The 25,844-nt window shown below is 60.0% G+C and carries 23 protein-coding genes; 4 read left to right on the top strand and 19 right to left on the bottom strand.

All coding sequences use genetic code 11. From position 1 onward, the window contains the following. Positions 1–12 precede the first annotated feature (12 nt). The 16 genes from ACOH1Z_RS08230 to ACOH1Z_RS08305 all read right to left on the bottom strand — a co-directional run bounded on the left by ACOH1Z_RS08230 (position 13) and on the right by ACOH1Z_RS08305 (position 18,241). Entirely contained in the window at positions 13–972 is a 960-nt protein-coding gene (locus ACOH1Z_RS08230; RefSeq protein ID WP_449647955.1) for an ABC transporter permease, read from the bottom strand. Next, a complete protein-coding gene (locus tag ACOH1Z_RS08235; protein WP_449647956.1) occupies positions 969–1,982 on the bottom strand; it encodes an ABC transporter permease in 1,014 nt (337 codons plus the stop codon). Before ACOH1Z_RS08235 ends, ACOH1Z_RS08230 begins: the two co-directional genes overlap by 4 nt. Continuing rightward, complete coding sequence (locus ACOH1Z_RS08240; RefSeq protein WP_449647957.1) at positions 1,982–3,838, bottom strand: dipeptide ABC transporter ATP-binding protein; 1,857 nt, start codon at positions 3,836–3,838, stop codon at positions 1,982–1,984. Before ACOH1Z_RS08240 ends, ACOH1Z_RS08235 begins: the two co-directional genes overlap by 1 nt. Before the next feature lie 61 nt (positions 3,839–3,899). After that, the gene (locus ACOH1Z_RS08245) at positions 3,900–5,678 is read right to left on the bottom strand and encodes an ABC transporter substrate-binding protein (protein WP_449647958.1); all 1,779 of its coding nucleotides are present in this window, start codon (positions 5,676–5,678) and stop codon (positions 3,900–3,902) included. A gap of 70 nt (positions 5,679–5,748) precedes the next feature. Beyond that, complete coding sequence (locus tag ACOH1Z_RS08250; RefSeq protein ID WP_449647959.1) at positions 5,749–6,963, bottom strand: M24 family metallopeptidase; 1,215 nt, start codon at positions 6,961–6,963, stop codon at positions 5,749–5,751. Between the two features lie 707 nt (positions 6,964–7,670). Then, positions 7,671–7,913, bottom strand: coding sequence for a hypothetical protein (locus ACOH1Z_RS08255; protein ID WP_449647960.1), 243 nt, complete (start codon positions 7,911–7,913; stop codon positions 7,671–7,673). 85 nt (positions 7,914–7,998) lie between these two features. Next, positions 7,999–9,627, bottom strand: coding sequence for a DUF885 family protein (locus ACOH1Z_RS08260; protein WP_449647961.1), 1,629 nt, complete (start codon positions 9,625–9,627; stop codon positions 7,999–8,001). A gap of 80 nt (positions 9,628–9,707) precedes the next feature. After that, entirely contained in the window at positions 9,708–10,079 is a 372-nt protein-coding gene (locus ACOH1Z_RS08265) for a PPOX class F420-dependent oxidoreductase (protein WP_449647962.1), read from the bottom strand. A 103-nt stretch (positions 10,080–10,182) separates the two neighbouring features. Next, the gene (locus tag ACOH1Z_RS08270; RefSeq protein WP_449647963.1) at positions 10,183–11,175 is read right to left on the bottom strand and encodes an ABC transporter ATP-binding protein; all 993 of its coding nucleotides are present in this window, start codon (positions 11,173–11,175) and stop codon (positions 10,183–10,185) included. Beyond that, entirely contained in the window at positions 11,162–12,184 is a 1,023-nt protein-coding gene (locus tag ACOH1Z_RS08275) for an ABC transporter ATP-binding protein (protein WP_449647964.1), read from the bottom strand. Before ACOH1Z_RS08275 ends, ACOH1Z_RS08270 begins: the two co-directional genes overlap by 14 nt. Positions 12,185–12,194: 10 nt before the next feature. Beyond that, positions 12,195–13,112 (bottom strand): ABC transporter permease, encoded by a 918-nt coding sequence (locus ACOH1Z_RS08280; protein WP_449647965.1) that lies wholly within the window; start codon positions 13,110–13,112, stop codon positions 12,195–12,197. Beyond that, complete coding sequence (locus ACOH1Z_RS08285) at positions 13,109–14,125, bottom strand: ABC transporter permease (RefSeq protein ID WP_449647966.1); 1,017 nt, start codon at positions 14,123–14,125, stop codon at positions 13,109–13,111. The genes ACOH1Z_RS08280 and ACOH1Z_RS08285 overlap by 4 nt, the downstream gene beginning before the upstream one ends. 93 nt (positions 14,126–14,218) lie before the next feature. Further along, positions 14,219–15,805, bottom strand: coding sequence for an ABC transporter substrate-binding protein (locus ACOH1Z_RS08290; protein ID WP_449647967.1), 1,587 nt, complete (start codon positions 15,803–15,805; stop codon positions 14,219–14,221). Between the two features lie 61 nt (positions 15,806–15,866). Then, positions 15,867–16,271: a DUF4440 domain-containing protein gene (locus tag ACOH1Z_RS08295; protein WP_449647968.1), complete on the bottom strand. Its 405-nt coding sequence runs from the start codon at positions 16,269–16,271 to the stop codon at positions 15,867–15,869. A gap of 331 nt (positions 16,272–16,602) precedes the next feature. Continuing rightward, on the bottom strand, positions 16,603–17,748 hold the full coding sequence (locus ACOH1Z_RS08300; RefSeq protein WP_449647969.1) for an NAD(P)/FAD-dependent oxidoreductase: 1,146 nt from the start codon (positions 17,746–17,748) through the stop codon (positions 16,603–16,605). 97 nt (positions 17,749–17,845) lie between these two features. After that, the gene (locus tag ACOH1Z_RS08305; RefSeq protein ID WP_449647970.1) at positions 17,846–18,241 is read right to left on the bottom strand and encodes a nuclear transport factor 2 family protein; all 396 of its coding nucleotides are present in this window, start codon (positions 18,239–18,241) and stop codon (positions 17,846–17,848) included. A 129-nt stretch (positions 18,242–18,370) separates the two neighbouring features. Between ACOH1Z_RS08305 and ACOH1Z_RS08310 the strand changes: the two genes are divergently transcribed. Further along, complete coding sequence (locus tag ACOH1Z_RS08310; protein ID WP_449647971.1) at positions 18,371–19,864, top strand: NAD-dependent succinate-semialdehyde dehydrogenase; 1,494 nt, start codon at positions 18,371–18,373, stop codon at positions 19,862–19,864. 74 nt (positions 19,865–19,938) lie between these two features. Here ACOH1Z_RS08310 and ACOH1Z_RS08315 read toward each other — a convergent pair whose 3' ends face one another. Beyond that, entirely contained in the window at positions 19,939–20,721 is a 783-nt protein-coding gene (locus ACOH1Z_RS08315; protein ID WP_449647972.1) for an IclR family transcriptional regulator domain-containing protein, read from the bottom strand. Between the two features lie 171 nt (positions 20,722–20,892). Between ACOH1Z_RS08315 and ACOH1Z_RS08320 the strand changes: the two genes are divergently transcribed. Further along, positions 20,893–21,843, top strand: coding sequence for a dihydrodipicolinate synthase family protein (locus ACOH1Z_RS08320; protein WP_449647973.1), 951 nt, complete (start codon positions 20,893–20,895; stop codon positions 21,841–21,843). Between the two features lie 7 nt (positions 21,844–21,850). Further along, positions 21,851–22,834, top strand: coding sequence for a 3-hydroxyacyl-CoA dehydrogenase (locus tag ACOH1Z_RS08325; protein ID WP_449647974.1), 984 nt, complete (start codon positions 21,851–21,853; stop codon positions 22,832–22,834). 44 nt (positions 22,835–22,878) lie between these two features. On the opposite strand, the gene ACOH1Z_RS08330 is transcribed toward ACOH1Z_RS08325, so the two are convergent. Both ACOH1Z_RS08330 and ACOH1Z_RS08335 read right to left on the bottom strand, forming a co-directional pair. Next, complete coding sequence (locus ACOH1Z_RS08330) at positions 22,879–23,670, bottom strand: amino acid ABC transporter ATP-binding protein (RefSeq protein WP_449647975.1); 792 nt, start codon at positions 23,668–23,670, stop codon at positions 22,879–22,881. Further along, positions 23,670–24,713 (bottom strand): amino acid ABC transporter permease, encoded by a 1,044-nt coding sequence (locus ACOH1Z_RS08335; RefSeq protein ID WP_449647976.1) that lies wholly within the window; start codon positions 24,711–24,713, stop codon positions 23,670–23,672. Before ACOH1Z_RS08335 ends, ACOH1Z_RS08330 begins: the two co-directional genes overlap by 1 nt. 180 nt (positions 24,714–24,893) lie before the next feature. On the opposite strand from ACOH1Z_RS08335, the gene ACOH1Z_RS08340 reads away from it, so the two are divergent. Continuing rightward, entirely contained in the window at positions 24,894–25,835 is a 942-nt protein-coding gene (locus tag ACOH1Z_RS08340; RefSeq protein ID WP_449647977.1) for a transporter substrate-binding domain-containing protein, read from the top strand. The last annotated feature ends 9 nt before the right edge of the window (positions 25,836–25,844 follow it).

Consider the following 25,844-nt stretch of genomic DNA (forward strand, 5'->3'; position numbering starts at 1 on the left):
TTCAGCCCTTTCTTACTTCACTCGGACTCGGGAGTCGAGCATCGCGTAAGCGAGGTCAACCAAGATGCTTGCAATGACGACAAAGAGTGATGCGAGCAGCATTGCGCCGATGATTACCGGCTGATCGCCTCGGTTGACGGAGTCAATCGCGAGACGGCCGATGCCGTTGATGCCGAAAATACGCTCGGTCACGACGAGGCCGCCCATTAGCACCGCGAAGTCGAGGCTGATCTGCGTGACGACGGGGGTGAGCACGTTGCGCATTCCGTGGCGGTAGACAACGCGGCCTTCGCGGATTCCCTTGCTGCGTGCCGTGCGGATGTAGTCCTCGCCCATGACGCTCACAAGCTGACTTCGAACAAGTCGCGCGTAGGTTGCAGCGGCGACAAAGCCAACCGTGATCCAGGGCAGGATGAGGTGCCTTGCCCACTCGAGCGGATTCTCAGTGAAGGGAACGTAGCCCGCGGCGGGGAAAAACGTAATTCCCATCACCGTCAGTAAGTAGAAGAAGACGTACAGCAGGAGCAGACCAGCGACGAACGTCGGCACACTCAGGCCGGTGAGAACGAAAGTCGTTCCTAGTTTGTCGCGCCACGAACCTGGCTTGCGGGCTGCGCCGATGCCGATGGTGACACCGAGACCGAGCGCCACAACGAGTCCACCGAGTGCGAGAGACGCGGTTGCAGGGAGTCGCCGCACGAGTGAGTCAAGAACGGGCTCTTTGTTGAAGTACGAGTAGCCGAGGTCGCCTTGGAAGAGACCCGAAATGAATAGCCAGTAACGCTCAAAGATAGGCATGTCGAGACCCAAACGCGCACGCACTTGATCGATTTGCTCGTTGGTTGCTTGAGGCCCGGCAATCGTCGCCGCTGGGTCATTCGGGGCAACGTAGAACAATAGGAACATAACGCCACTGATGGCGAAAAGCGTGAGGACTCCCGAGAGAACTCGGCGAGAGAGGAACCGGATCACTTAGCGATCTCCTTCTTCAGCTTCTTTATGCGACGCTTTTTCGCAAAGAGAGTTTGGCGGGGGTCAAGTGCGTCACGCACGGAGTCGCCAAGCAGGTTGAAAGCCAAGGTCACGGAGAGTAGAGCGGCTGACGGGAACACGAGCATCCACCAGGCGATCGTGTACATGCTGCCGGTTGATGCCGCGGCAAGCATGTTTCCCCACGTTGCAGTAGGGGGCAGTACTCCAAGTCCCAAGAAAGAGAGTGTCGCCTCAAAAACGATCGCTTGTGGGATAAGGAGAGTGCCGTAGACGAGAATCGGCACGACAAGGTTGGGAAGGACATCCACTCGCATGATTCGCCAGTTGGACGCGCCGAGAGACCGCGCAGCTTCCACAAATTCGCGCTCACGAATCGACAGCGTCTGACCGCGCACGACACGCGCAATGGGGGCCCACGAGAAGAGGATGATCACGATCACCGTTGTGCCGAACGACGGACCTACAAGGGAGACGAGCGAGATCGCGAAGAGCAACTGAGGCAGGCTGAGCGTGGTGTCCATGAGCCAGGTCAGAACAGTGTCGACCTTGCCGCGCATGAAGCCCGCGGTCATGCCGACAAGGGTTCCTATGCCGAGCGCACCTACGGTTGCAACGAACGCCACGATGAGGCTGAGTTGCGCGCCATAGATAAGCCGCACGAAGAGGTCACGGCCGAGGTTGTCGGCGCCTAGCAAGAAATCTGCGTTCGGTGCGGTGGGCAGCCCGGACGGCGTCAAGCCTTCTTTGCGGAATTGCTCGTCAGGACCGTGACCTACCCACGAAGCAATGAGCGGCGCCGCTATTGCGGAAATAATGACGAGCACGATGACCGCGGCAGACACCATTGCGGTGGGATCGCGGCGCAGCCTCGTCCACACAAGCTGGAACGGACTGCGGGCAGCAACTTCGTTGCCGCTTCTTGCCGCTTTCGCTGCGGCGGGATCGGCGAGAGTCTCCTCGCCTGGGGGATCCACGGTTGGCTCAGACATCAGTGGGCCTCGTCAATCTGCATTGTCGACAATGCGGCAGCCTCTGCGGCGACATCGTCGAGGTGGGGTGCCGCTGCCAAGAGCGAGCGGGTGTATTCGTGGCTGGGAGAGCCATAGATCTGTTCAACCGGCCCGGTCTCAACGATCTTGCCGTGATACATCACTGCGACACGGGCGGCGATGTGTTCGACGACCGCGAGGTCATGAGCGATGAAGACATAGGTGAGCCCCAGCTCGCGCTGGAGCGAGCTGAGCAGGTTAAGAATCTGCGCCTGAATGGAGACGTCGAGAGCGGATACTGGTTCATCGCACACGATCAGCTTCGGATTCAAAGCGAGAGCGCGGGCGATTCCGATGCGCTGTCGCTGACCGCCGGAGAACTCGGCAGGGAACCGGTTGAAGTGCTCAGGGTTAAGCCCGACGATTTCCATGAGTTCTTGCACTCGCGCGCGCAGCGCTTTGCCATCCGCGATTTTGTGGATGACGAGCGGGTCAGCGATGATCGAGCCGACTCGACGTTGCTGGTTGAGGGACCCAAACGGGTCTTGGAACACCATTTGCACATCGCGGCGCAGGGTGTGGCGTTGCGCGGCGGTAAAGGTCGAAATGTCTTTGCCCTCAAACTCGATGGTTCCGCTGGAGAGCGGGATCAGCCCTGTGAGGGCGCGGGCCAAAGTGGACTTTCCGCTGCCCGATTCGCCAACGATGCCCAGTGTTTCACCGGCGCGGATGTCGAGACTCACACCATCTACCGCGGTGATCTTGTTGCGAGTGAGCCCGAGCAAACCTTTTCGAGCACCATCGAATTCGATGCGCACGTCAGAGATCCGGGCCAGTAGTGCGCCTGACTTTGCGGACTCGATCTCGGCGGCGGGCATAGCAGGCAGCACCACGGGGCCGGCAAATTCTGTCGGGAGGATGCAGTTGGATTTTTGACTGGGGGAGATAACGCGGGCTTCGGGGAATTTCTCTAAGCACGCATCCTGAACGAAAGCGCAGCGTTCGGCGAAGGGACAGCCGGGCTGATCTATCAAAAGGCTCATCGGCTGGCCAGGAATAGATTGCAGCTCCGTGCGCTGACTTCCCCCACGCGGCACCGATCCGAGCAGACCCTTGCTGTACGGATGATGCGGGTGTCCGAGCACTTCGGTGCGGGTTCCACGTTCAACGATTCGTCCGCCATACATGGTGATGACGTTGTCTGCGACCCCGGCGACGACCCCAAGGTCGTGGGTGATCATCAGGATGGCAGTGCCGTGCTCACGCTGAAGATCTTTCATGAGGTCGAGTAGTTGAGCCTGCACCGTAACGTCGAGTGCTGTCGTTGGCTCATCGGCTACGAGGAGAGCTGGTCTGAGCGCTAGCGCGAGAGCGATCATGACTCGTTGGCGCATACCGCCTGAAAATTGGTGGGGGTAGTCATCGATGCGCTTGTCGGGCTCGGGAATGCCGACTTCGTCGAGCAGCTTGATCACGCGGGCGCGCACGTTCTTGGCGCTACTGCGTTCGTGGCGCTGAATAGCTTCTGCGATCTGCCACCCAATTCGGAACTGCGGGTGCAAAGACGACAGGGGGTCCTGGAAAACCATGCCGATCTGCGGCCCGCGGATTGCGGACAACTCCGTGGGATTCATCGAGAGAAGATCGCGACCATTGAGCAACGCGCGCCCCGTAACGTGCGCGCCGGCGGCGAGTCCGACCATCGCTTGGGTGCTAACGGACTTGCCAGAACCAGACTCTCCTACTACTCCGAGGGTCTGGCCGTGATCAAGTTCGAAGGAGATGCCGCGTACCGCATGCAGTGGACCATCACCGGTGTTAAAAGTGACATCGAGATTCTCTACTGTGAGCAGCACGCGGCATCGCCCTCCAAACTGTTCGTGTTTATTTGCTACTGATGTGGTGAGGTGGAGCTAGTTACTGCTTGAGCCACACGTTGGCCATGTCGCCGTTCTTGGTCGAGGCCAAGAAGCCGAAACCACCAACCCGTTCCGAAGCGAACACCGGAGTGCGCGTGAAGGCAACAGGTACCCACGCTGCGTCAGTCGTTGCAATCTCGTCTGCTTCTTTCCAGCTCTTGCTGGCTTCAGCAGGATCGGTCGCGGCGAGAGCATCGTCGATGGCTACGTTGAATTCATCGTTGTTCCAGCCACCGAAGTTGGCTGAGCCACCCTCGTAGTTGCGGCCGTCGAGCATCGGGACCAAGTAGGCGCGACCGTCGAGGTAGTCAGCACCCCACGCGGCGATTGCGATGTCCCACTCGCCCGCACGGGTGACGTCTTCGTTCAAGAGGAACTCACCGTAGAAAGCGTTCTGCGTGGTGACGCGGAGGTCAACTTCGAAACCACCGGCCTGAAGATCCTGCTGGAGGATCGCTGCGATGGATGCGTAGGGTTCCGTCTCGCGGTAGAGAACGCGAACCGGAACGTCGGTGCTGTAGCCGGCTGCTTCAAGAATTTCCTTGGACTTGGCCTGGTCGCCCTCCTCGGGAACATCCAAAGCGTTCGTCTGCGCGTCACCGAAAACCTCGGGAGGTAGGATCTGCGTGGCGATCTCAGCAAGACCCGGTCCACCGAGAGTCTGCTGGATTGCAGCACGGTTCACGGCGAAGTTGAGTGCCTGACGAACGTCAACGTTGGCGAATGCGCCATCCGCGTTCGGGCTAAGCGTGTTGATTACGATGTAGGGGCGAATTCCGCCGCTGCCACCAATGACAAGACGCTCGTCGTTTGCGGCAAGCAACGCAGGAACTGCTGCGGTCGGCGTGACGGTGTCAGCCCACTGCATGTCTACGGTGCCAGCTTCAAGCTGCTGCTGAACGGCGGCAGCTTCCTGACCCATCGAGATCTCCACGGCATCGACGTATGCTTCGCGCACGGTGTCGAGCTCGGCATCCCAGTTTGGGTTGCGCTCAAGCACGAGCTTCTCGTTCGGCGTGTACTCCGTGATCCGGTACGGGCCGCTGGAGATCATGTTTTGGCGCAGCTCAGGGGAGTCCGGCAGGTAGTCGAGGTACTCAACTGGCTGCGGTGCCATGAAAACGCTGAGGGCGAGAATGCTGATGAAGTCCGTCGCCGGCTGCGTCAGCATGAAGGTCACGGTGTTGTCGTCCGTTGCTTGAACGCCCGCGATGTCGTTGCCTTCGACATAGTCACGGATAGCGTCAACGTCAGCAGCAACATCAGCGAATCCGGAGCAGTACGCTTCGAGTCCTTCGATCGTTGCGGTGTAGTACGACAGCGCGACGGACGGCGATACCGGGTTGCAGATGCGCTTGACGGCGCGGACTACGTCGTCCGCGACAATCTCGCGAGCCCCGTCGGGTGCGTCGAAGTTGACGCCTTCCTGAATCTTGATCGTGTAGGTCATTCCGTCTTCTGAGATTCCGCCATTCTCCATGGTCGGAATTTCTAGAGCGAGGTCAGGAACGATCTTTGATGCACCAGCGTCTCCGTCGGGTAGGTCCGCGAAAAGCGAACGCGTGATGAGGCGGTGCAGTTGCGAGTCCTGTGCGCTGTACGACGATGCTGGGTCCATGTAGAGAACATCGGCGTTCCCTGCAACGAGCAGCGTGCCGCCGGCGGTTGCGTCCGCGTTTCCCGATCCTGGCGTGGCTGCAGTGCAGCCCGCGAGCATCGCAAGCGGAACAGCCATGGCGAGGACCGCCACCGCCTTTGTGCTGAAGTGTTGTTTCATTGTGATTCCTCTCTTGCCTGTATGAGGCGTTCTCGAGTGTTGAGATTGTGGTGCTGGACTGGAGGCGTGCCTAGTTGGCAACGAGGTCGTTGGCGTGGGTGTTGATACTCGTAGTGCCGGTTTCTGTCATGAGGAACACGTCTTCGACGCGCACACCGACGCGGCCTGGCCAAAACACTGAGGGCTCAATCGTGAAGAGCATTCCTGGTTCGAGGGGGGTGTTGTCTTCCTCTGAGATGTACGGCAGTTCGTGCACGTCGAGGCCGATGCAGTGCCCTGTACGGTGGCGGAACCAGTCCCCGTAGCCCCCCTCTTCGATCACGGCACGAGTCGCGCGGTGCACGTCGCCACCTGTTGCGCCGGGAACCGCAGCTTGGCGGCCGGCTTCCTGCGCGGCAATAACGAGGTCGTACACGCGCTCGTATTCTTCGTTGGGAGTTCCGATGTGGATGGTGCGGCCGAAGTCAGAGCAGTAGCCCTGCGTGATCGCACCGAAGTCGAAACTCACGCCTGCTCCCGACTTGAGGGAATCGTTGGAGACGCGCACGCTGGCATCGCGGCTCAGTTCGGGACCCATGGCCCACACGCCGGTGTCGAACGAGGCTCCGATCGAGCCGTGCTGACGCATTCGAAGGTCAATCTCGGAGGAGAGCTCGAGCTCGGTGATGCCTGAGACGACCATCTTCTCGACGTCGGCGAACACGTCATCAACAATCTTGGCTGACTGACGCATGAGGGCGATCTCTTGCTCGTCCTTGATGCGACGGATCTGGTTGATGATTGTGTCGGCGATAACGAAATCGGCATCGGGCTTGTGGTTGCGCAGCTCGATGGTGGTTTCGGCCCAGCTTCGACCACTGAGGGCGATGCGGTTGACAGCGCCTTCTTCGTGGCCGCAGCTCTCTTGCCCGGGGCGAGCGCCCATCGCTACCGTGTTGGCTTTGCGCGTGTAGCTGTCGAACGCCTTGCGGAAGATCTCGCCTCCGTCGTCTTCTTCATTGGCGGTCATGACCTCGCCGGCAATGCCGTCGGGGAGGTCGAACTCCTGGAAGTGGCGAGTGAGAACGAAGAGCGGGTCATTGCCGGGGGAGATGAAAGCTCCCGAGATCCAGTGGTTGGTGTAGCCAATGTTTCCGAACGAAGGAAGACGGCGACCAAGCCCAGTGAAGTACTCAAGGTCGGACTGCGATGCAGGCAGGAAGACGACATCGATGTTGGACTCGTCGAGCTTGGTCCAGAGCTTGGAAAGGCGTTGGGAGTAGTCGAATTCGATCTTTTCCATCATGGACGTAACGCTCGTTTCTTTTCGGTTGACGACACAGCGGTTGGGGTGCTGGAGGAAGGGTGAAGCCTGAGTGTCGTTGACAGGCTTCTCACCGGGGCTTGGTGGCAGCGACGTGGCAGCGAGGGGAGTGCTAACGCCTGCGGTAAAAGTGGGCGTGCCTCGCTGGCGGCGGCGCTCACGGCGACCCGACGATTGGCGGTGGGTATGCCAAGCGTCATGAGCTGCTCCTTCATTGGAAATGCTGTGGGGGGTCTGCGTGCGTGCTGGGTCACGAGGTGCTGCGTTGAGAGCGCGCGACAATGCTCAGTCAGGGCGCGCCGACGGATGCCGCAGCGCTCTCGGTGGCGTGGATTTCGGCACCAAACTGAGCGATCACTCGTTCATATTTTTCACTGTACCGGAAAATTCGCCATTTGAACACTAGTTCGCAAAGCGAACAAATTGAACTACGCAACAGCGTAACTACGGGGGTCTTCTGGCGCTTCACGGCGCGCGAAGAGAGCACGCGCCGGTCGGGGCGGAAGCGTAACGGCGCGACGATGACTACATCGTGAGCTCGGGACTGCGGAGAAGAGGCGAAGTCGGCGTTGAGCGCACAGCACTGAGATGTGATCTACGGGCAATCGGGGCGCGACACTGGGCTCGCGCCCCGATTGGTGCGTGGTGGGTGGTAATTCAGCGGATGTGGGCCAGCTGAATTGGCACGTTTAGGACGCCGTGCTTGCCTCGTGCTGGCGACGACGCGCCGAGCGCCAATCACGGTTTGCGAGAGCAGCGACTGCGACCGTCGCGATAGCTAGGACGGCAACGACGAGCCACTCGGATTCACCATTACCGCCGTCGGGTTCCAGCCCGATGAGCATCTCGATCCACGTCGGTTGGACCAGCGTAGCGACGGTGAGGGCGCCAAGTACAAGAGCAGCAACGACCTCTATGCGAGCCCTAATCATAATTTCCTACTTTCTTCTCATCGATGACACACACCATGTGCGAGACCGCCGACTGTACCAACCTCGGCACGTTCCTTGGCCGCCGTTAGGCAGAAGCGTCAAGGATGTCGACGTCCGAACGGTCGCCGAGCAACTCCCACCGCTGAAGCGAAAACGGCACGTTTCCGTTGAGCCACACGTAGTCGTGAAACTCGCGGGTTGAGAAGGAGTCTTTCTGCTGGTTGATGGCATCCGTCATCATTCGAATGAGGAGCATCTTGCCCACGTGGTACGACATGGCAAGTCCCGGTGTCGCGATGTACATCGACGATTCGTCGAGTGCTGTTTCGCGGTCCATGGGAACCAGATCAACGAAGAACTGTGTCGAGTCGTGAACGCTAAACTCACCCGTTGCCAGGCTCACGTCAGCGATGACCCGCAGGCTGCGCAGACGGTTGAAGTTGTGAATGACCTCTTCGGAGTGCGGCGAATCGGTGAAGAGCCCCGCCAACATCATCATCTCTTCGTTGTAGAACGCGATTCCCTCGTTCGCCGCAGAGTCGTAGTACCGGCGACGGAGTGGGTTCTCGTGGCGCGATGCTAGCGCGAGCTGCTGGTAGTGCGCGCCCTCGTGCACAATGCCGAGTCGAGGGTCGCGTGCGTTCGCGGCGTAGAAGTAGGGCAGTCCCGGAGTCGGGTCGGGCGAGTAAGAAATGCCGTCCATGTCGACCCGCTGCTCGCTCGTGAGGTCGTCGGTCACGCCCAACCAGCGCAAGGGCTTTACGTACTCCGGCAGGGCGCCGACGAGGTAGTGCCGCAAGCTATCCGGCTGGCTCAGGAGGTTCTCGGACTCGTAGAAGTCGCGAACCTGCTGCTCTTGCTCTGCCTCGCGAGCGACCTGTGCGCCTACGTCCTCCGACAGCTTGTCGGCGGCCAGATTGCGGTAGCGGTTCGTGACGATCGTTTCGGAAACCACAGCTCGCTGGTAGTCCTGGCGCGCAGCGCGAACCAAGTCTTCTGGCTCGGCGGCGACGAGCGCGACATTGCGCAAGAACCAAACGAACTTGTCGCGCCCCACTGCCTGATCCGGTGCCATGGAATCAGCGTTGGCCTCAAGCCATTCCCGGAAGGCGCCGAGTGCTTCGGCGGCGGCCGGGGTTACGCTGCGGAGTTCCTCGAGCACCGCGGCATCCACAAAGCCCTCAAGCTTCTCTACCGTGTCGGCAAACTGAGCCCCGGCGTCTGCAAGCATTTCTGCGGCAACCTTGGCGAGGGTGCTCACACCGGCGCGAGCGAGATTCTCTTGAGCGGTGGCGACCTGCGAGGGGATTGCCTTGGCAACGGTCAGCAATGCCTGCTGGCGTTCGGCAGAAAACGGCGGCACCTGAAGCAAGCGATCAAAGAAAGGGCCGAGAATCTGGCTCGTCAGGAAGACGGCGTCCTTTTCCCAGTTGCGCAGGGTGTCAATATCCCATGTCACACGAGCCAGTGACGAGCCGACCAGACGGTAGTCGACCTGAACAGGAATGGGCTCTGCGCTCACGTCGAGAGATGCCCAGCGCGCGTGGAAATCCGTGTACCGGCTGCGGATGTCGTCGATAGCGGCAATGCTGAACTGCGGCACCCAGTCGGCGCCGCGGTCGACGCGCGGAATGTCGTCGCCCGTGTGGAATGCTGTCGCGTTGCGCCACTTCCATACTTCGGCGCCTAGTTGTTGTACGGCGTCGTGTCCCATGTGATCTCCTTTGACGAGCTCACCCGCGGGAAGCGTTGTGAGCGTGTGTGATGGTGTTTAAGTGAAGAAGTGCGCAGCGCCTACAGCGGCTTAATCTTGAGGATGACCCGCTCAGACTGAATCTGCTCGGGGATGTAGGCACGGTTGAAGTAGCGCCACGCCAAGGTATCGATGTGAGCACGAGCTTCGGCTCCGCGGATCTCTTCGACGACGGTGCCGCGCACTTCTGCGTACTCGTAGGGGTTGTCTTTGTGGATGATGAGCACTGCGACCTGGGGGTCGCGCTGAACATTCTTGTACTTCGCTCTATGAACTTCTGTGTTGATGAGGATGTGGTCGTCATCGCAATCCACCCACATGACCTGAGCGCACGGTTGGCCATCGGCCTTGAGGGTCGTGAGGGAAGCAAAATGCCCGCCCTGAGCCAGTTCGCGCGTCTTCTCGCTAAGCATTTATGCCTTTCCTTCGTTAAAGCGTGACCCTCGCTTCGCGGGCGACGAAGGGTCGGAGTAGAACTGTTGGGGCCCTGCCAGGAGGGACACAGCCCCAACAGGGTTAGATCGGCTCGGCAACTCTCGTCGCGAGAAGCTCCAGCCGCACAGCTGGGCCGCCGGCAGGCTGATGCCAGCAAGCGGCCGCACGTGAATCGTCAATCATGACGAGCGACGGATCTTCGGTCGAGCAGCGGTCCATGGCGACGGGGCAGCGCGGGTGGAACCGGCAGCCTGTCGGCGGTGCAGCGGGGTCGGGAACTTCACCTTTCGGTGCGATAGGAGCGGTAGCATCCTCTTCGAGGCTGGGAATCGCTCGCACCAGCGCGTCCGTATACGGGTGCAGCCGAGACTCCCACAGCTCATCAGTTGGCGCAGTCTCTACGATCCGGCCGAGATACATCACTGCGACCTTGTCGGCGATGTGGCGTACCACCGAAAGGTCGTGTGAGATGAAGAGCAAGCCCATCCCGCGTTCTTTGACGAGCCCCACGAGGAGGTTCGCGATCTGAGCTTGAGTTGAGGCGTCTAGGGCAGACACGGCCTCATCCGCGACGATCACCGATGGCTGGGGTGCGAGTGCTCGAGCAATGGCGATTCGTTGGCGTTGACCACCGGAGAACTCGTGAGGGAAGCGGTCGGCGATCGCGGCAGAGAGCCCTACTGCTTCGAGCAACTCCACAGCAGCGGCTCGTGCCGATGACTCGGTCGAGACCTCAGTGAGTCCATCGGCGATTTGACGCCAGATGCGGCGTCGAGGGTTCAGCGAAGAGTAGGGATCTTGGAAGACCATTTGCAGTCCGCGATCTGCCTTCGGGCGAGCGCCTCGCCCCACAGGGCTTACCGGAACGTCGTTGAGCGTTACTGAACCGGAGGTCAGTTTTTGCAGACCAACGATGCCGCGACCCAGCGTTGACTTTCCGCACCCTGACTCTCCAACGAGTCCCACAATTTCCCCGGGCCCCACTTCGAGAGAGGCTCCGGCAACTGCACGAACGGGGCGACGGCCGGGGGTCTTGTAATCGACGATGACGTCTCGTACTTCAAGAAGCGACATGCTGATCCTTCCGGGGAGCGAGCGAGATATCAAGAGGGATAGCGCCCTCGGGCAGCGAGCCGAACGGATCTACTGCGCACGCCGCGAAGTGTCCCTTCTCCAGCTCGCGAAGTGCCGGCACATCGGTGCGGCAAGACTCGACGGCGAACGTACACCGCGGGTTGAACGCGCAGCCGTCCGGTCGACGATCAGGCGTTGATGGCTCTCCGGGAATGGGAACGAGCGCTTTTCCGAGCGCGGCGCCCTCGGGGAGGGCCTCGATGAGAGCGCGGGTGTACGGGTGCCTAGTGGCATTGAGCACTTCGCCAATGGCGCCGCTCTCCGCCACGCGACCGCCGTACATGACGTAGAGGCGGTCGGCGATGACGTTCATCACGGCGAGGTCGTGGGTAATGAATACCACGGCCATGCCTGTCTCTCGGCGCAGCCGGTCGAGCAGATCGAGGATGCCGGCTTGCACGGTGACATCGAGCGCCGTGGTGATTTCGTCGGCGATCAGCAGCTTCGGGTCGCACGCTAACGCCATTGCGATAGCGATGCGTTGTCTCATTCCACCTGAGAACCGGTGGGGGAATGCCGTCAGCGCTGACTTAGGGTCAGGGATGCGCACCATCTCGAGCAATTCGGCGGCGCGAGCCCAGGCTGCTTTGCGACCAAGACCCTTGTGCACTCGCAAGTGCTCGGTGAGCTGGGTTCCGATATTGAGCATGGGGTGCAGCGAGGTCATGGGGTCTTGGAACACCATGGCCATTTCAGTACCGCGCACGGACTGCAATTGCTTGGGGGTCATGGAAAGCACATCGACGCCGTTGACGCGCACTTCGCCGGCGCTCGTCGCGCCAGCGGGAAGAAAGCCGAGCGCGGTCATCGCGGTCACGGTCTTGCCGCTACCGCTTTCACCGGCGATGCCGACGATTTCACCGGAATTTACCGTGATGCTCACGCCGTCAACAAGGTTGCGACCACCGCGGATCAGGATGGAAAGGTTGTCGACTTCTAGAAGGCTCATCGGTCATTCCTCACAGTTCACTCGTGGCGACAGAACGCGCCGAGCGGGGGTCGAGGGCATCTCGCATGGCGTCGCCGAGGAAGTTGAATCCCAGAACGACGGTAAAGATCGCAAGCCCGGGGAACAGTGCTACCCAGTAGTTGTAGAAGACCGCAGCGCCGGAGGAGACCATCGAGCCCCACTCAGGCGACGGCGGCACAGCGCCGAGGCCCAAGAATGAAAGCCCCGAAAGGAGGAGGACTGCGTTACCCAGTTCGAGAGATGCAAGCACGAGCACGGGGCCCGCAACGTTGGGCATCACTTCTTTGACGAGTGCTTTGGCGCTCGAATCACCCAGCAGTCGGCTCGCGGCCAAGTAATTCGTTTCGCGAAGGCTCAGCACGAGTGATCGAGTCACACGGGCGTAGGCCGGCCACGAGACGACAACGATTGCGAGCACTGCATTCGTGAGTGATGGGCCGAGCGAAGCAGCAACAGCCATCGCGAGAATGATCGCGGGGAAGGCGAAGAAGAGGTCAACGACGCGCATGAGCGCCGCATCTACGACACCACCAACGTAGCCAGCGATCGCTCCCACCGTTGCGCCAACGATCACCGAGAGGGTGACCAGTAGCACGGCGAGTGGCAAGCTGACGCGAGCTCCGTAGATGACGCGCGAGAGGATGTCTCGGCCTACGACATCGGTGCCAAACGGGTGATCACCCGACGGCGGAAGGTAGCGGTCGAAGTCTTGAGCAAGCGGGTCGTGGGGTGCAACCCACGGCGCGAATATCGCGATGACGGTCCACGAGAGAATGACGACGATGCCGACAACCGCGAGGGGTCTGCGCCATGCGGCGGGAAGCCGCTTGCGTGCGGGTAGCCAGCGACTGCGCTTGATCGGAATACCGTCGGGCGCGAGGGCGGGGTCTGTAGTTGACGTTGTCATGCTCTGCGGATCCTCGGGTCGATGACGCCATATAAGAAGTCGACGATCAGGTTGACGGTGATGTACACGAGGGCGACGAAAAGAGTGACGCCGACGATTGCGGGAAGATCGAGGTTGCTGGCACTTCTAAAGGCGTAGGCGCCGATCCCCGGCCAGCCAAAAATCTGCTCGACAAGCACGGTTCCGGCGAGGAGAGATGCGAATGCAGTTCCCAGCACGGTGATTACAGGCACGAGGGCGCCGCGCAACACGTGACGAAGCACGACAGTGTGCCGGGGCAGGCCCTTAGCCTCGGCGGCACGAACATATTCGTTGCCGAGAACTTCGAGCATCGACGATCGAGTGAAGCGCAGCAGCAGCCCGATCATCGGGGCCGAAAGTACAAGGGCCGGCAGAATCAGGTGAGTGAAGGCGCTCACGAATAGTGGCCAGTTGCCGGCCGCGAGGGCGTCAAAGGTATACATGCCCGTGACCTGAGGTGGTGGAGTCTCGCCCGGATTTAGTCGACCAGAAGAAGGGAAGATGCGGTTGACGGTCGAGAACAAGTAGACCGCGATGAGCGCGAGCCAGAAGATGGGTATCGAGACGCCGCCGAGGCTGACGACGCGAAGCACTTGGTCGACTATGCCGTTCGCGCGGAGCGAGGCGATGATTCCGAAGCCCACGCCCAGCACTACTGCGATGAGGGTAGCTGCAATCGCTAGCTCAGCGGATGCGGGGCCGAACTGGGCTAGATCAGACAGAACCGGGTTCTGCGTGCGAATCGACGTACCCAAATCGCCGCGAAAGAGATTGCCTAGGTAGATGAAGAACTGCATGTACAGCGGCTGGTCGAGCCCGTAGCGGCTGCGCACTGCAGCAACAATCTCAGGGTCGGCGGCTGCGCGCTCGCCGAGTCTCGAGGTCGCGGCGTCGCCGGGGAGAAGCGCGGTAAGAATAAAGGAAACGAAAATGATTCCGACGGAGAGAATTGCGGCCGAACCCAGTCGGCTAAGGATGAAGCGAAACAACATGAGGGCCTCCCTCTCGCGTCGCAGAATGCGTCGTGCGGTTAATGGAATGCTGGTTGACGGTTCGTGAAGAACCGTCAACCAGCACGATCCCGATTACTTGCCGATGTAGGTCAGGTCAATTCCGAACACTGCCGAGAATACTGCTCCCTCAATGTCCTTGCCTGCGACTACAGAAGCTGCGGGCTGGAACAGCGGTGCGAAGACCCCCACCTCATTCATAGCCAGCTGGTATTCGCGGAAAATGTCTCCACGCTCTGCTTCTTCAGTTGCAACAGCTGCCTGCTCAGAAAGCTCGACGAGCTCAGGGTGCGAGCCGCCGGTCCAACCGGCGCGGAGACCAACGATGTTGTCAGGTGCAAAGACGAGGTAGTCGGCCGGGTCCGGGTAATCCGGGTTCCAGAGCCACAGACCCATTTCTTCGGTGCCTGCACGGTACGAGTCGAGTGCCGTAGAGATAGGCGCGGGAGCGAGCGTGATCTCGAGTCCTACTTCCTTCAGGTTTGCCTGGATCCGTTCGGCAACAGCACCGAAGCTGATTCCTGCAACGGAGAAGTCGCTCGGGTACTCAAGCGAAATCGGGTCGATGTCACCGAGTTCCTTGACAGCAGCCTTTGCCTTGTCAATGTCGCGCACGGTGACATCTGCTGGCTTGAGTGCACCGAAGAAGACGCTGGGGACGACTCCGGCAACCTGCTCGGAACCTTCGCCTGCAATCTCGAGCAGACCGTCGTAGTCGAGACCGTACTTGACTGCGTCACGGAAAGCCTGAGTCGAGGTGACCTTTGATATCTCCGGGTTTGCGTTAGAGAACAAGAAGAAGATCGTGGGGGAGATCCCACTTTCGATCATGAGATCAGGGTTGGACTCGATTGCGGGAAGCTGGTCTGCTCCGAGGTCGAGAGCGATGTCGATCGTTCCGCTCTGAACATCCATCAACTGGTTCTCAGCTGTGGCGTTCTTGAGGACGATCTTTTCGTACGCTGCAGGCTCTCCCCAGTAGTTGGGGTTTGCGACGATGACAGTCTCTGTCTCCGTGTTGAACGTCTCGATGATGTACGGACCGCTACCGGCTGACGTCGTGTTGAGGAATTCCTCTGCAGTGTCGGTTGTGCTTGCATCAGCGGCATCCGTACCACCGTTGGCCTTGACGACCTCAGAGTTCACGATACCTAGCGTCTGGGCGGTGATGATTGCCGGGATGGCCGTGTTTGGCTTCTCGGACGTGATGACCACGGTGGTCTCATCGGGAGCCGTCACTGACAGGCCCTCCATCAGGAACGAGCCGTTACCCTGAATGTTCTTAACGCGGTCGAAGGAGAAGACCACGTCAGCCGAGGTGAGCGGCGTTCCGTCGGAGAAAACGACGTCGTCGCGAAGCATGAAGGTGTACTCGGTGGCACCGTCGTTTACTTCGTAGCTTTCCGCGATCATCGGGATGGGCGTCGTTGCATCGCCTTTACCAAAAGTCAGCAGGGTGTCGTAAACCGCGCGGCCGAAAATTCCGCCGGTGGTTTCGAAGCTGCGAGCGGGGTCAGCAGTGGCAAGGTCAAAAGACTTGCCGACGACCAAGGTGTCTTTTACTGTGTCGGGGCCCGCTGTGTCTGCCGGAGTACAACCGGTAAGCACGAGAGCGCCTGCGATGACAGCGGCGACAAAAGCGCCGCCACGTGAGATTCTCATCAGGGTCATTCCTTTCATTTCCGTTGGTGTTGCAGTGTGTGGTGCAGTCTGTGTTTCTTTGTTACGCCGAGGCGGCCACAAGCACATCTTCGTGGTTGTGGGCTACGCGCCAGCCCTCTGGTGTGCGACGCCAGACACCCGTGTTGCGGATGCGCTCGTCGGGCGTCTCACCGTCGAAGCGAACGACGAGCATGTGGCGAAGTACAGCGACATCGCCCCAGACATCGATGACGTGGCCGAATGCTTCGAGCGAAGCCACGTGTGGTTGATCGTTGCCGGTTGGTCTAGCGGCTCGCACGGCGTTTAAACCCTCAAGGCCGAATACAAGTGCTTCATGCTCCGAATCCCAAATGGTGCAGTCGGGATGGATGTGGCGGTCGATGCGGGCACGGTCCTGTGTTTCGAATCCGCGATACATCTCGCTCTGCCCATGCCAAATTTCGGCTTTGTCGGTTTCGATTGTCATGCGGTTCCCCTTCGCCAGATGTGCGTCTGCCGCGGTGTGGTTAGTGCCGTTTGATGCAAAACAAGAGGCGTCGGTAAGCCTGAGGTGCTTGATCGAACGTGACTTTCGTCGTGCGAATGTCGGTTCAGATCTAGGGTAAGACTCGGGTGTCGACCTCTTGGATCGAGAGCCTACACGCATGTTGCATAATTGAACAAGTGTTCGTGTTGCGAACAAATCTCGATTTTTGCTTGAATAACACTGTGGAAATCGCAAGGACATTTGCCCGAAACGACCCTGACGGCCCTGCGGGCGCGACATCGGCGCATGCTGCCTGCGGTGCCTGAGCCAGCTAAGGAGTGAAACGCTCCGGCGCGAAAGACGAAAGGTCCCGCTCAACGGGAGTGCCTGTGGCGAGGTCCGCCAGAATGCGTCCCATCAGCGGGCCAGCGGTGAATCCCATGTGTGGATAAATCCCGACAAAGACGCCAGGAGCCGCAGCATATTCTCCGATGATGGGAAGCAGGTCTGGCGTCGCATTCCCGATCCCCGCCCAAGTGCGAACAACGTGAGCATTAGCGATCGCCGGCGCGACCTTCATCGCGACGCGGAGATTGTCGCGCAATGAGTCTGGGTTGACCACCCACTCACCCTCAGAGTTGCGTCGCGCGGGCCACCCGCCACCGATCAACAATGCGCCCGTGTGTGCCTGCTTCAGGGTGAGCTTGTCGCCGGCGTAGTAAACAAGGTGCTTCACGAGCGGCTTGACAGGTTCGGTGGCGCTGACCTGCACCGGCTCGCTCGTGACGGGGATGTCGAGGTCAAGCATCCGACCGATTGAATTCAGCCCATCACCAGCGGCAAGCACGATGGAACGCGTGTTGATGATGGTTGCCCCTACTTCAAGGTCGTAGCCGTTGAGCGTGCGGGTGATGCGCGTCACCGGTGCGCCCAATGCAAAGCGAGCACCGTGTTTTTCAGCGGCCCGGGCAAAGGCGGGTGCGGCGAGGAGGGGATTGGCCTTGCCCTCGGTCGGCATATAGGACCCTCCGGGCATGTCGGGCGATACCCACGGGGCGAGTTCTCGCAGCTCCGTCTGGCTGAGCATGCGGGAGCTGTAGCCCGCCTCCTGTTCAATCGCGACCTTGCGCGCGATGTCGTCGAGCTGTCCCTGGGTGGCGCCGATGAGGATGCCGCCGTTGCGAGTGACCTCGAGGTCGACGCCAAGCTCGGCAGAGAGCGCATCCCACAGCTCAAGGGAATCAGTGAGAAAGCGCAGGGCAGGAAGGAAGCTGCGCGCCCAGTCCTCGCCGCGTTCCATGAAGGACGGATGCTGGATCATCCCGTGAAGGCTGCCAGCGTTGCGACCGGAGGCCTCGGTGTTGAGATCCTTGCCGTCGACCAGTACGACATCGACGCCGCGCTTGGCCAGTTCGTAGGCGGTTGCAGCGCCCGTAATTCCGCCGCCGATTACGGCGACTTCCGCATTCTGTTTCACTGTGTCTTGTCCCCGATTAACCCGTGAGTTCTGTATCTACTATGCAGCCTTGGTGCTGCGCTCACGGGAACGCAGCACCACGAAGGCGAAGGGGAAGTTATTCCCACGAGCGTTGTTCTTGGTTGTGAATGAGGCGCCATCCCTCGGGCTCGCGCTGCCAGACGCCGGTGTTGCGCAGCAGCTCGTCGGGGGTGTCTCCCTCGAATACGACGGTGGCGTAGTGGCGTAGCACGGCGATGTCGCCCCAGACGTCGGTGACGGGGTCGTGTGCAGTGAGCGAGAGGACCTTGGGCTGGTCGTCGTCGGCTGGGCGTGCTGCGCGAACGGCGTTGAGTCCGTCGAGGCCGATCACCATAGACCAGTTGCCTGAATCCCAGATCGTGCAGTCGGCATGAATGTACTGGTCGGTGCGAGCGCGGTTGCCGGTTTCAAATCCGACGTACATGTCTTGCTGGTTCGCCCAAATCTCTGCGGCATCGGTTTCGTTCGACATTTGTTGTGCCTCTCATTTAGATGGTGTGCAATCATGAATGAGAATAACCGCTATTCGCCCTCTCGTGCGCAAAGCGGATAGATGGCAGAATTGATGTGAACACCACCCACGCTCCAGGAAGGCGCCGCCATGGTCGAACCACTTACCCCGCAAACACATACACTGCTCAGCGACCACAAGGTTCCGCTGGGAATCTTCATCGGGGGCACCTGGGAAGAAACCGGCCGCGAGTTCTCGGTCGTTAACCCGTCAACCGGCAGCGTCATTGCCAGCGTAAGCGACGGTGACGCTTCAGACGCCGTGCGCGCGCTCGACGCGGCGGTTGCCGCGCAAGATAGCTGGCGCACGATGGCGCCTCGTGCGCGTGCCAACCTCTTCCACGCCGCCCACCGTCTGCTCGAATCCCGCGCAGATGCGTTTGCCGACGTCATGACGCTCGAGAGCGGAAAGCCCCGGGCGGAGTCCGTGGGCGAATTCGCTCTATCGATGGGATTCTTCCAGTGGTACGCCGAGCAGATTGCGCACATCCACGGCACCTATTCTTCGTCATCCAACGGTGGATTTCGCGTAATGACCACCAAGCAGCCCGTCGGGCCTGCTTTGCTCATCACCCCATGGAACTTCCCTATGCTCATGAACGCGCGCAAGGGTGGGGCTGCGCTCGCCGCGGGCTGCACCGTGGTGTTCAAGTCGGCAAGCGAGACCCCGCTGACGGCGGCACTGTTTGTGGCGACGTTGGAGGAGGCAGGTTTCCCCGCTGGCGTCGTTAACCTCATCCACACCAGCAATTCGGCATCCATCTCGGCACCGCTGCTTGCTGACCCGCGGCTGCGCAAGGTGAGCTTCACCGGGTCTACAGCCGTGGGAAGCACGTTGCTCGAACAGGCTGCGCGCAATATCGTCAACACGTCGATGGAGCTGGGTGGCGACGGGCCGTTTGTGGTGCTGGATGACGCGGACGTTGATCTTGCTGTGCGTGAAGCGGTCAACTGCAAGTTCCGTAACGCCGGTCAGGCGTGCGTTGCCGCCAATCGAATCATTTTGCACCGCGACATCGCGCAGGAGTTCACGGAGAAGTTCGTGGCTGCGGCCGGCGAACTTGAAGTGGGCGATGGCTTTGACTCGAACGTTGTTGTCGGGCCCCTCATCAACGCTCGTCAGCGCGACCGTACCGGGCGTCTCGTCGAAGACTTCCAAAAAGCCGCGGGAGCAACGCTGCTGCTCGGCGGGAAGGCGATCGATCGCGACGGCTTCTTCTTCGAGCCAACCGTGATGAGTTTCCCCGACAAGAAGCACGACTTCTGCAACGACGAAATCTTCGCGCCCGTCGCTGCGCTCTACACCGTCGACTCTGTTTCTGAGGCGCTGGAATTCGCCAACGATACCCACTATGGGCTGGCGGCGTACCTCTTCACCCGTGACATTTCGCGAGCAGTTGCGTTGTCGGAGCGCCTCGACTTCGGAATGGTCGGCGTCAACCGCGGAATCATGGCGGAGCCTGCAGCCCCGTTCGGTGGAGTGAAGTCGTCGGGACTCGGCCGTGAGGGCGGGCATGAGGGTCTCGAGGACTTCTTGGAGACGAAGTACATCGCTCTTACGGTCGACGAGTCGAGCTTCGAGTAACAAGTACGCTTCGCGATGCAACAGTCAAGGGCCGAGATAATCTCTCGGCCCTTGACTCATAGCGGATCTTGTTGTTAGCGCTTAATGTCTCGTGAAATCTGTTGAGTCACTTCGAGCAAGCGGGGCAAGAACTTTGACTCGAGTTCTTTCATCGAGGCGCGGGAGGCGGGCACGGAGATGTTGACTGCCGCCCACATCTTTCCGGCGGCGTCATAAACCGGGGCCGCGACGGCGCGAACCCCGTGCTCGAATTCCTCGTCGTTGATGGTCCAACCCTGCTCGCCCGCTGTTGCGATGAGGGCTCGGAGTTCGCCTTCGTCGGTGATGGTCTTGTTTGTCAGCGCAGGGCGGGGATAGGTCGCGAAGAAGTCATCGAGCTCCGCTGGGGAGAGGGACGACAGCATGAGCCGTCCGGTCGACGTGGCGAAAGCAGGGAGTCGGCGGCCAACACCGATGTTGACTGTCATGATCCGGTCGGCAGCGGACCGCGCGACATAGACAATTTCGCCACGATCGTAAGCGCACGCCGAACAAGATTCATTGAGTTCCTTGCTGAGTTCCTCAAGGTAGTGCTGTGTCACTTCGATCGCGGTGGAGGAGGAGAGGTAGGCGTAGCCGAGTTCGAGAACCCGGGGCCGAAGGTAATATCGCTTGTCATCGACGCCCAGGTAGCCCAGTGACTCCAAAGTGAGGAGGAAGCGGCGGGTCGCTGCACGGCTCTGATTGGTCGCACGCGCGACGTCGGCCATGGATAGACGATCATGTCGATCGCTGAACGCTCGAATAACGCGGAGTCCGCGATCGAGAGACTGGACGAAATCGGCCGCGCCATTCGCTGGGAGTTCTGGATCGCTCACTAATTTTCCCTACCTGAATCTTGATCGTCAAGAAAACTAGCATATAGCGCGCAGACCTCATTTGTGTTCGCTATACGGACAGATCGACCGCATAGTGAAATACTTCGTGCCAATTCTCGACGAGCAGAGTCCAACTCCCGTATGCTGTAAATGTTCATTACACGCACACTCGTGCGCAGAGAGGAAATTGTGGTCGCCGAATTCCGAGGTAGTTATACCGTCGCCGTAACCCCATTCACCGCCGACGGCTCGTCAATCGACGTACCAGCGCTCAAGCGATTCCTTGACTGGCAGCTCGACGAGAAAGTCCCCGGCATCATCATGCTCGGTACGACCGGCGAGTTCGTCGCGATCACCGATGACGAGCGTCAGCAGGTTGTCGAAGAGACCGTCAAGCACATCAACGGACGTATTCCTGTTGTTGTCGGCTCGATGGCCGCGAGCACCAAGGAAGCGGTCCGACGTAGCGCACAAGCAGAAGAGTTGGGCGCAGACGGACTCATGATTCTTCCCCCCTTCTACTACACGCCAACGGATGACGAGATCTTCCGCCACTACAAGGCGATCAGTGAAGCCGTGCAGATCCCGATCATGTTGTACAACAACCCGGTCACATCAAACGTCGACATGAGTGCCAAACTGGTCGCTCGACTCGCTCGCGCTTTTGAGAACGTGCGCTACATCAAGGAATCGAGCCAAGAGCTCGGTCGCGTGCGCGATGTGCTCGAAGCCAGCGACGGCCTCATCAACGTCTTTGCGGGAGAGCGCGTTGTCGACTCCTATCTTTTGGGCGCGGTCGGCTACGTCAACCCCTACGGAAACTACATCCCCCGGGCATCCGCTGGCTTCGTTCAGCTTGCCGCCGACGGTCGCTTCGAAGAGGCTCGCACGATTCAGCGACTCATCGATGAACTCGACGAGATTATCGCCGAGGGTCACCCCACTTACGGTCACCAGTGCTACTCGAAGGAGTTGGCGGCTCGCGCAGGCTACCCCGTCGGCACTGTTCGCCCGCCCCTCACTACCTTCGCGCAACTGGGCGACGAGGGCGAAGAGCGCGTGAGCCGCATCCTCCCCATCATGGAACGGATCTCGCAGCAGTCCACTCGTCTGGGCCTGTGATTCGAGCGTGAATACCAGCCTCGAACACGACAGCGAAGCGCCGACCATAGCGCTCATCGGTGTCGGCACAATCGGCATCGGTTGGGCCGTAGTGTTCGCAACGAGTGGCTGCCGTGTTCGCGTGTATGACTATGAGATCGCGATGCTTGATCGCGTTATCCCTGCTGTGGAGTTCCGCCTCAACAAGCTTGCTGAGGCGGGACTCATCAGCGAATCTCCCGCAACGGTTCTCGAACGCATCGTCATTGCTACATCCCGTGAGGATGTCATCGTAGGTGCCGTGCACGTCCAGGAGAGCGTCACAGAATCTGTCGAGGTCAAGAGGGATCTCTTTGCCTGGCTCGATGATGCGACTGATCCCGGGGTCACGCTGGCAAGCTCGACGTCGACGATTCCGTCGTCACAGTTCACAGCGGAACTTGCCGGGCGCGATCGTTGTCTCGTCGTGCATCCGGCAAATCCTCCCTATCTCTTACGCGTGGCCGAGGTTGTTCCCTCCGTGTATACGAGCGATGCGACCGTTGCGACGACGTGTGCCCTCTTGAGTTCAGTGCGGATGTCGCCGGTCGTCGTGAAGAACGAGATCGAAGGTTTTGTCTTCAACCGCCTTCAGGGGGCGTTGTTGCGGGAGGCTTACTTTCTTGTGGGCGAAGGAGTCGTCACTCCCCGCGATGTCGACACGCTTGTGCGTGAAGGGCTCGGTCGGCGTTGGTCGATTACTGGGCCGTTTGCGACCTCAGAGCTCAACACTCGCGGAGGCACGGCGCAGCATGCCGAAGTGATCGGTGCCGTGTACGCCCGTATCGGAAGCGCCCGCGGAGCCGGCGACCCGTGGATTCCACAGACAATTGCGTACGTGATGGACGAAATGAATGAGCTGCTTCCCGGCGATGATTGGGAAGAGAATGTACTGCGTCGCGAGCTAGCCATGATCAAGCTCGAAGGCCTGCGCCACCAGGGCGATGTGCCGAACGTGATTCTCGAAAAGTAGCCGCTCATCGCCGTGACGGCGAGGCCAAGGGCGCTGCGTTGGCGCTACGAAGCGGGGTTCGTCTTGAGGATGCGAGAGAGGAACTGCTGGGTGCGTTCCTCCTTGGGATGGCTGAGAACGTCCGCTGGCACACCCATCTCGATAATCGTCCCACCGTCCATGAAGACGACTCGGTCTGCCACATCGTGGGCAAAGTCGATCTCGTGAGTTACGACCATCATCGTGAGGCCTTCGGTCGCAAGCCGCCGCATGATCGAAAGAACCTCTCCGACGGTCTCAGGGTCGAGCGCAGAGGTCGGCTCATCGAAAAGCATCACCTTCGGGCGCATGGCCAAGGCGCGAGCAATCGCCGCGCGCTGTTGTTGGCCACCGGAAAGTTGTCTGGGGTACGTGTTTTCTTTGCCTTCGAGCCGCACCCATTCCAGTAATTGCATGGCGTGTTTTTCGGCTTCGACCCTGCTCGTGCCGAGTACCTGCATGGGTGCCTCGATGATGTTCTCCAGCACGGTCATGTGACCAAAGAGGTTGAAGCTCTGAAACACCATGCCGATGTCGACGCGTTGGCTCGCAAGCTCAGCGGGGGAGAGCTCGACGAGGTGGCCACGCGATTCGCGAACACCGACGGGGTCGCCCTCGAGACGCACGACCCCACCGTCAGGCGTCTCGAGGTGGTTCACGCAGCGCAGCAGTGTGCTCTTGCCTGAGCCCGAGGGGCCGATGATGCAGACGACTTCGCCGGGAAAAACGTCGAGGTCAACTTCACGCAGCACCTGAAGCTTGCCGTAGTGCTTGGAAAGACGCTGAATTTCAATGATGGGTTCGGTGTCAGTGTTCATCAGCGCACGGTCTCCTGGGTAGCAAATTCTTGACGGGCAGAGGGGCCAAACAGCTTCTTGAATTTGGTGAGGTAGGTGTCGGGCACGTTGCGGTTGGCGCCCTTGGCGTAGTGCTTCTCGATGTAATGCTGGCCGATCGAAAGAACGGTCGTGAGGAACAGGTACCAAATGCAGGCCACAACGAGCAGTGGGATGGTTTCGAAGGTTCGGGCGTAGATGACCTGCACGGTATAGAGCAGCTCGCTGATGGCGACGATGCTGACGAGGCTGGTTCCTTTGAGCATCGAGATGACTTGGTTGCCTGTCGGTGGCACAATCACGCGCATTGCTTGGGGTAGCACGATTCGGTTCATGGCGCGTCGGCGGGACATGCCCAGCGCCGCGGCTGCTTCGCTCTGACCATGATCTACCGACTGAATTCCCGCACGGAAAATCTCCGACATGTATGCGCCTTCGTTGAGCCCGAGGCCGAGCATCGCGGCAACCATCGCCGTGACGACGGAGTTGGTATCGAATTCGAGGAACTGGGGGCCGAAGGGGATGCCGAAGGTCAGCTGGGGGAGGAAGCTCGCGAGGTTGTACCAGAACAGCAACTGCACGAGCAGTGGTGTGCCGCGGAAGAGCCAGATATAGCCGTCGGCCGTCACGTTCAGCAGCAGGCTGTTGGAGATCTTCATGAGCGCGAGCAGCAGGCCGATGATGCAACCGAGCACCATCGCAACGAATGTGAGGAAGAGGGTGAGGCCAACTCCGCTGAGAACTTTCTCGCTAAAGAGATAGGACCAGACGACATCCCACCGCATGGCATCGGCCGTGAGGAATTTCGAAATGATCTCGAGAATCACGAGCACGACGAAGATGCGCAGTGCCCAGCCGCCGATGGTGGAGAGCGTGGAACGCCCGTTGCGAGCGGCCTTGACTTTCTTGCCAGACGGGAGGATGCCCAGTTGGAGCTGAGTGGTGAGGGGTCCCCGCTCGGGTTCCTTCTCTACGGTCTCTTTCGTTCCCATGGGGCGTCCCGTCTTATCGATTCTCGGTCGCACGTGACGTAGTGACCGGCAATTTATCCATCATAGGCGTTGTGCGCTCAGTGACCAAGTGTTCGAAATCTTTACACAATCGTGGCCTGACGCGCGTCGATAGTTATTGACAGCTCCGCGCGCGTGGTGAACACTTGCACGCTAAGCGAACAATATTTGTTAGAGCGAAGGAGCCCCACAGTTATGAAGAAGCTCACCCCCCACGCGCACCGCCGCATTGTGGCTGTCGCCGCATCCGCCGCGCTCGCGGTTTCCCTCGTCGCCTGCTCGAGCGATTCTGGATCTGATGCGGATGCCGGAAACAGTGCCGACGGAACCGAAGTCGCCGGCGTGATGATTAAGAAGGACGCGGAACTCGCCGCTCTTCTCCCTGATGCCGTAGCGGAATCCGGCAAGTTGACGGCTATCCAATACGACAACGCTCCCGCAGACACCTTCCTCGACGAGAACGACGAACTCGCCGGCTGGGGCCCCGACCTTGCTCGTGCCACTGCTGCGGTGCTCGGCCTTGAGTACGACGCTGAGGTCTCGGGCGCGTTCGACACATTCATTCCAGGCATTGAGAACGGTCGCTATGACACCTCCTGGGCATCAATTATCGTGACCGAGGAACGTCTCGCGGTCGTCGACATCGTTGCCGTGCACGAGAGCACGACTGGCGTCATTACGCGAGAAGGCTCTGGCCTCAGCATTGGCGCCCCGGATGACCTTTGTGGCCTCCGCGTTGGCGCACTCGCGGGCTCCGCGTTCCTCATCCAGCTCGATGAGATCATCGCGACGTGTGAAAGCGCTGGCGCCGATGCGCCGTCCGTGGACTCGTTCCCGCAGCAGGGTGCGGCCTTGCTCGCGGTGTCCTCGGATCGAATCGACGCATTCATGACGGCGAAAGGCCAGCTTTCTTGGTTGCTCCGGGATGGTGGAAGCGCTGAAGGATTCGAGATTCAAGCGCTCGATTACCAGCCCAACCTTGAAGGTGTTGCGGTAAGCAAGAAGTCAGGCATGACCGAAGCAATCACTGCCGCTGTCAACAAGCTGATTGAAGACGGCTCATACGAAAAAATTCTCGGCTACTGGGATATCGACTTTGGCCTTGTTGATGAGGCTGTAGCAAACCCTGCGCCATAAGCACTACCA

This window comes from Rhodoglobus sp. (genome assembly GCF_053580035.1).

Excerpts from the sequence above, each read along its gene's own strand:
- ACOH1Z_RS08235 (WP_449647956.1), bottom strand. The coding sequence starts at position 1,982 with ATGTCTGAGCCAACCGTGGATCCCCCAGGCGAGGAGACTCTCGCCGAT.
- ACOH1Z_RS08245 (WP_449647958.1), bottom strand. The coding sequence starts at position 5,678 with ATGAAACAACACTTCAGCACAAAGGCGGTGGCGGTCCTCGCCATGGCT.
- ACOH1Z_RS08250 (WP_449647959.1), bottom strand. The coding sequence starts at position 6,963 with ATGATGGAAAAGATCGAATTCGACTACTCCCAACGCCTTTCCAAGCTC.
- ACOH1Z_RS08255 (WP_449647960.1), bottom strand. The coding sequence starts at position 7,913 with ATGATTAGGGCTCGCATAGAGGTCGTTGCTGCTCTTGTACTTGGCGCC.
- ACOH1Z_RS08260 (WP_449647961.1), bottom strand. The coding sequence starts at position 9,627 with ATGGGACACGACGCCGTACAACAACTAGGCGCCGAAGTATGGAAGTGG.
- ACOH1Z_RS08265 (WP_449647962.1), bottom strand. The coding sequence starts at position 10,079 with ATGCTTAGCGAGAAGACGCGCGAACTGGCTCAGGGCGGGCATTTTGCT.
- ACOH1Z_RS08270 (WP_449647963.1), bottom strand. The coding sequence starts at position 11,175 with ATGTCGCTTCTTGAAGTACGAGACGTCATCGTCGATTACAAGACCCCC.
- ACOH1Z_RS08275 (WP_449647964.1), bottom strand. The coding sequence starts at position 12,184 with ATGAGCCTTCTAGAAGTCGACAACCTTTCCATCCTGATCCGCGGTGGT.
- ACOH1Z_RS08280 (WP_449647965.1), bottom strand. The coding sequence starts at position 13,112 with ATGACAACGTCAACTACAGACCCCGCCCTCGCGCCCGACGGTATTCCG.
- ACOH1Z_RS08285 (WP_449647966.1), bottom strand. The coding sequence starts at position 14,125 with ATGTTGTTTCGCTTCATCCTTAGCCGACTGGGTTCGGCCGCAATTCTC.
- ACOH1Z_RS08290 (WP_449647967.1), bottom strand. The coding sequence starts at position 15,805 with ATGAGAATCTCACGTGGCGGCGCTTTTGTCGCCGCTGTCATCGCAGGC.
- ACOH1Z_RS08295 (WP_449647968.1), bottom strand. The coding sequence starts at position 16,271 with ATGACAATCGAAACCGACAAAGCCGAAATTTGGCATGGGCAGAGCGAG.
- ACOH1Z_RS08305 (WP_449647970.1), bottom strand. The coding sequence starts at position 18,241 with ATGTCGAACGAAACCGATGCCGCAGAGATTTGGGCGAACCAGCAAGAC.
- ACOH1Z_RS08310 (WP_449647971.1), top strand. The coding sequence starts at position 18,371 with ATGGTCGAACCACTTACCCCGCAAACACATACACTGCTCAGCGACCAC.
- ACOH1Z_RS08330 (WP_449647975.1), bottom strand. The coding sequence starts at position 23,670 with ATGAACACTGACACCGAACCCATCATTGAAATTCAGCGTCTTTCCAAG.
- ACOH1Z_RS08340 (WP_449647977.1), top strand. The coding sequence starts at position 24,894 with ATGAAGAAGCTCACCCCCCACGCGCACCGCCGCATTGTGGCTGTCGCC.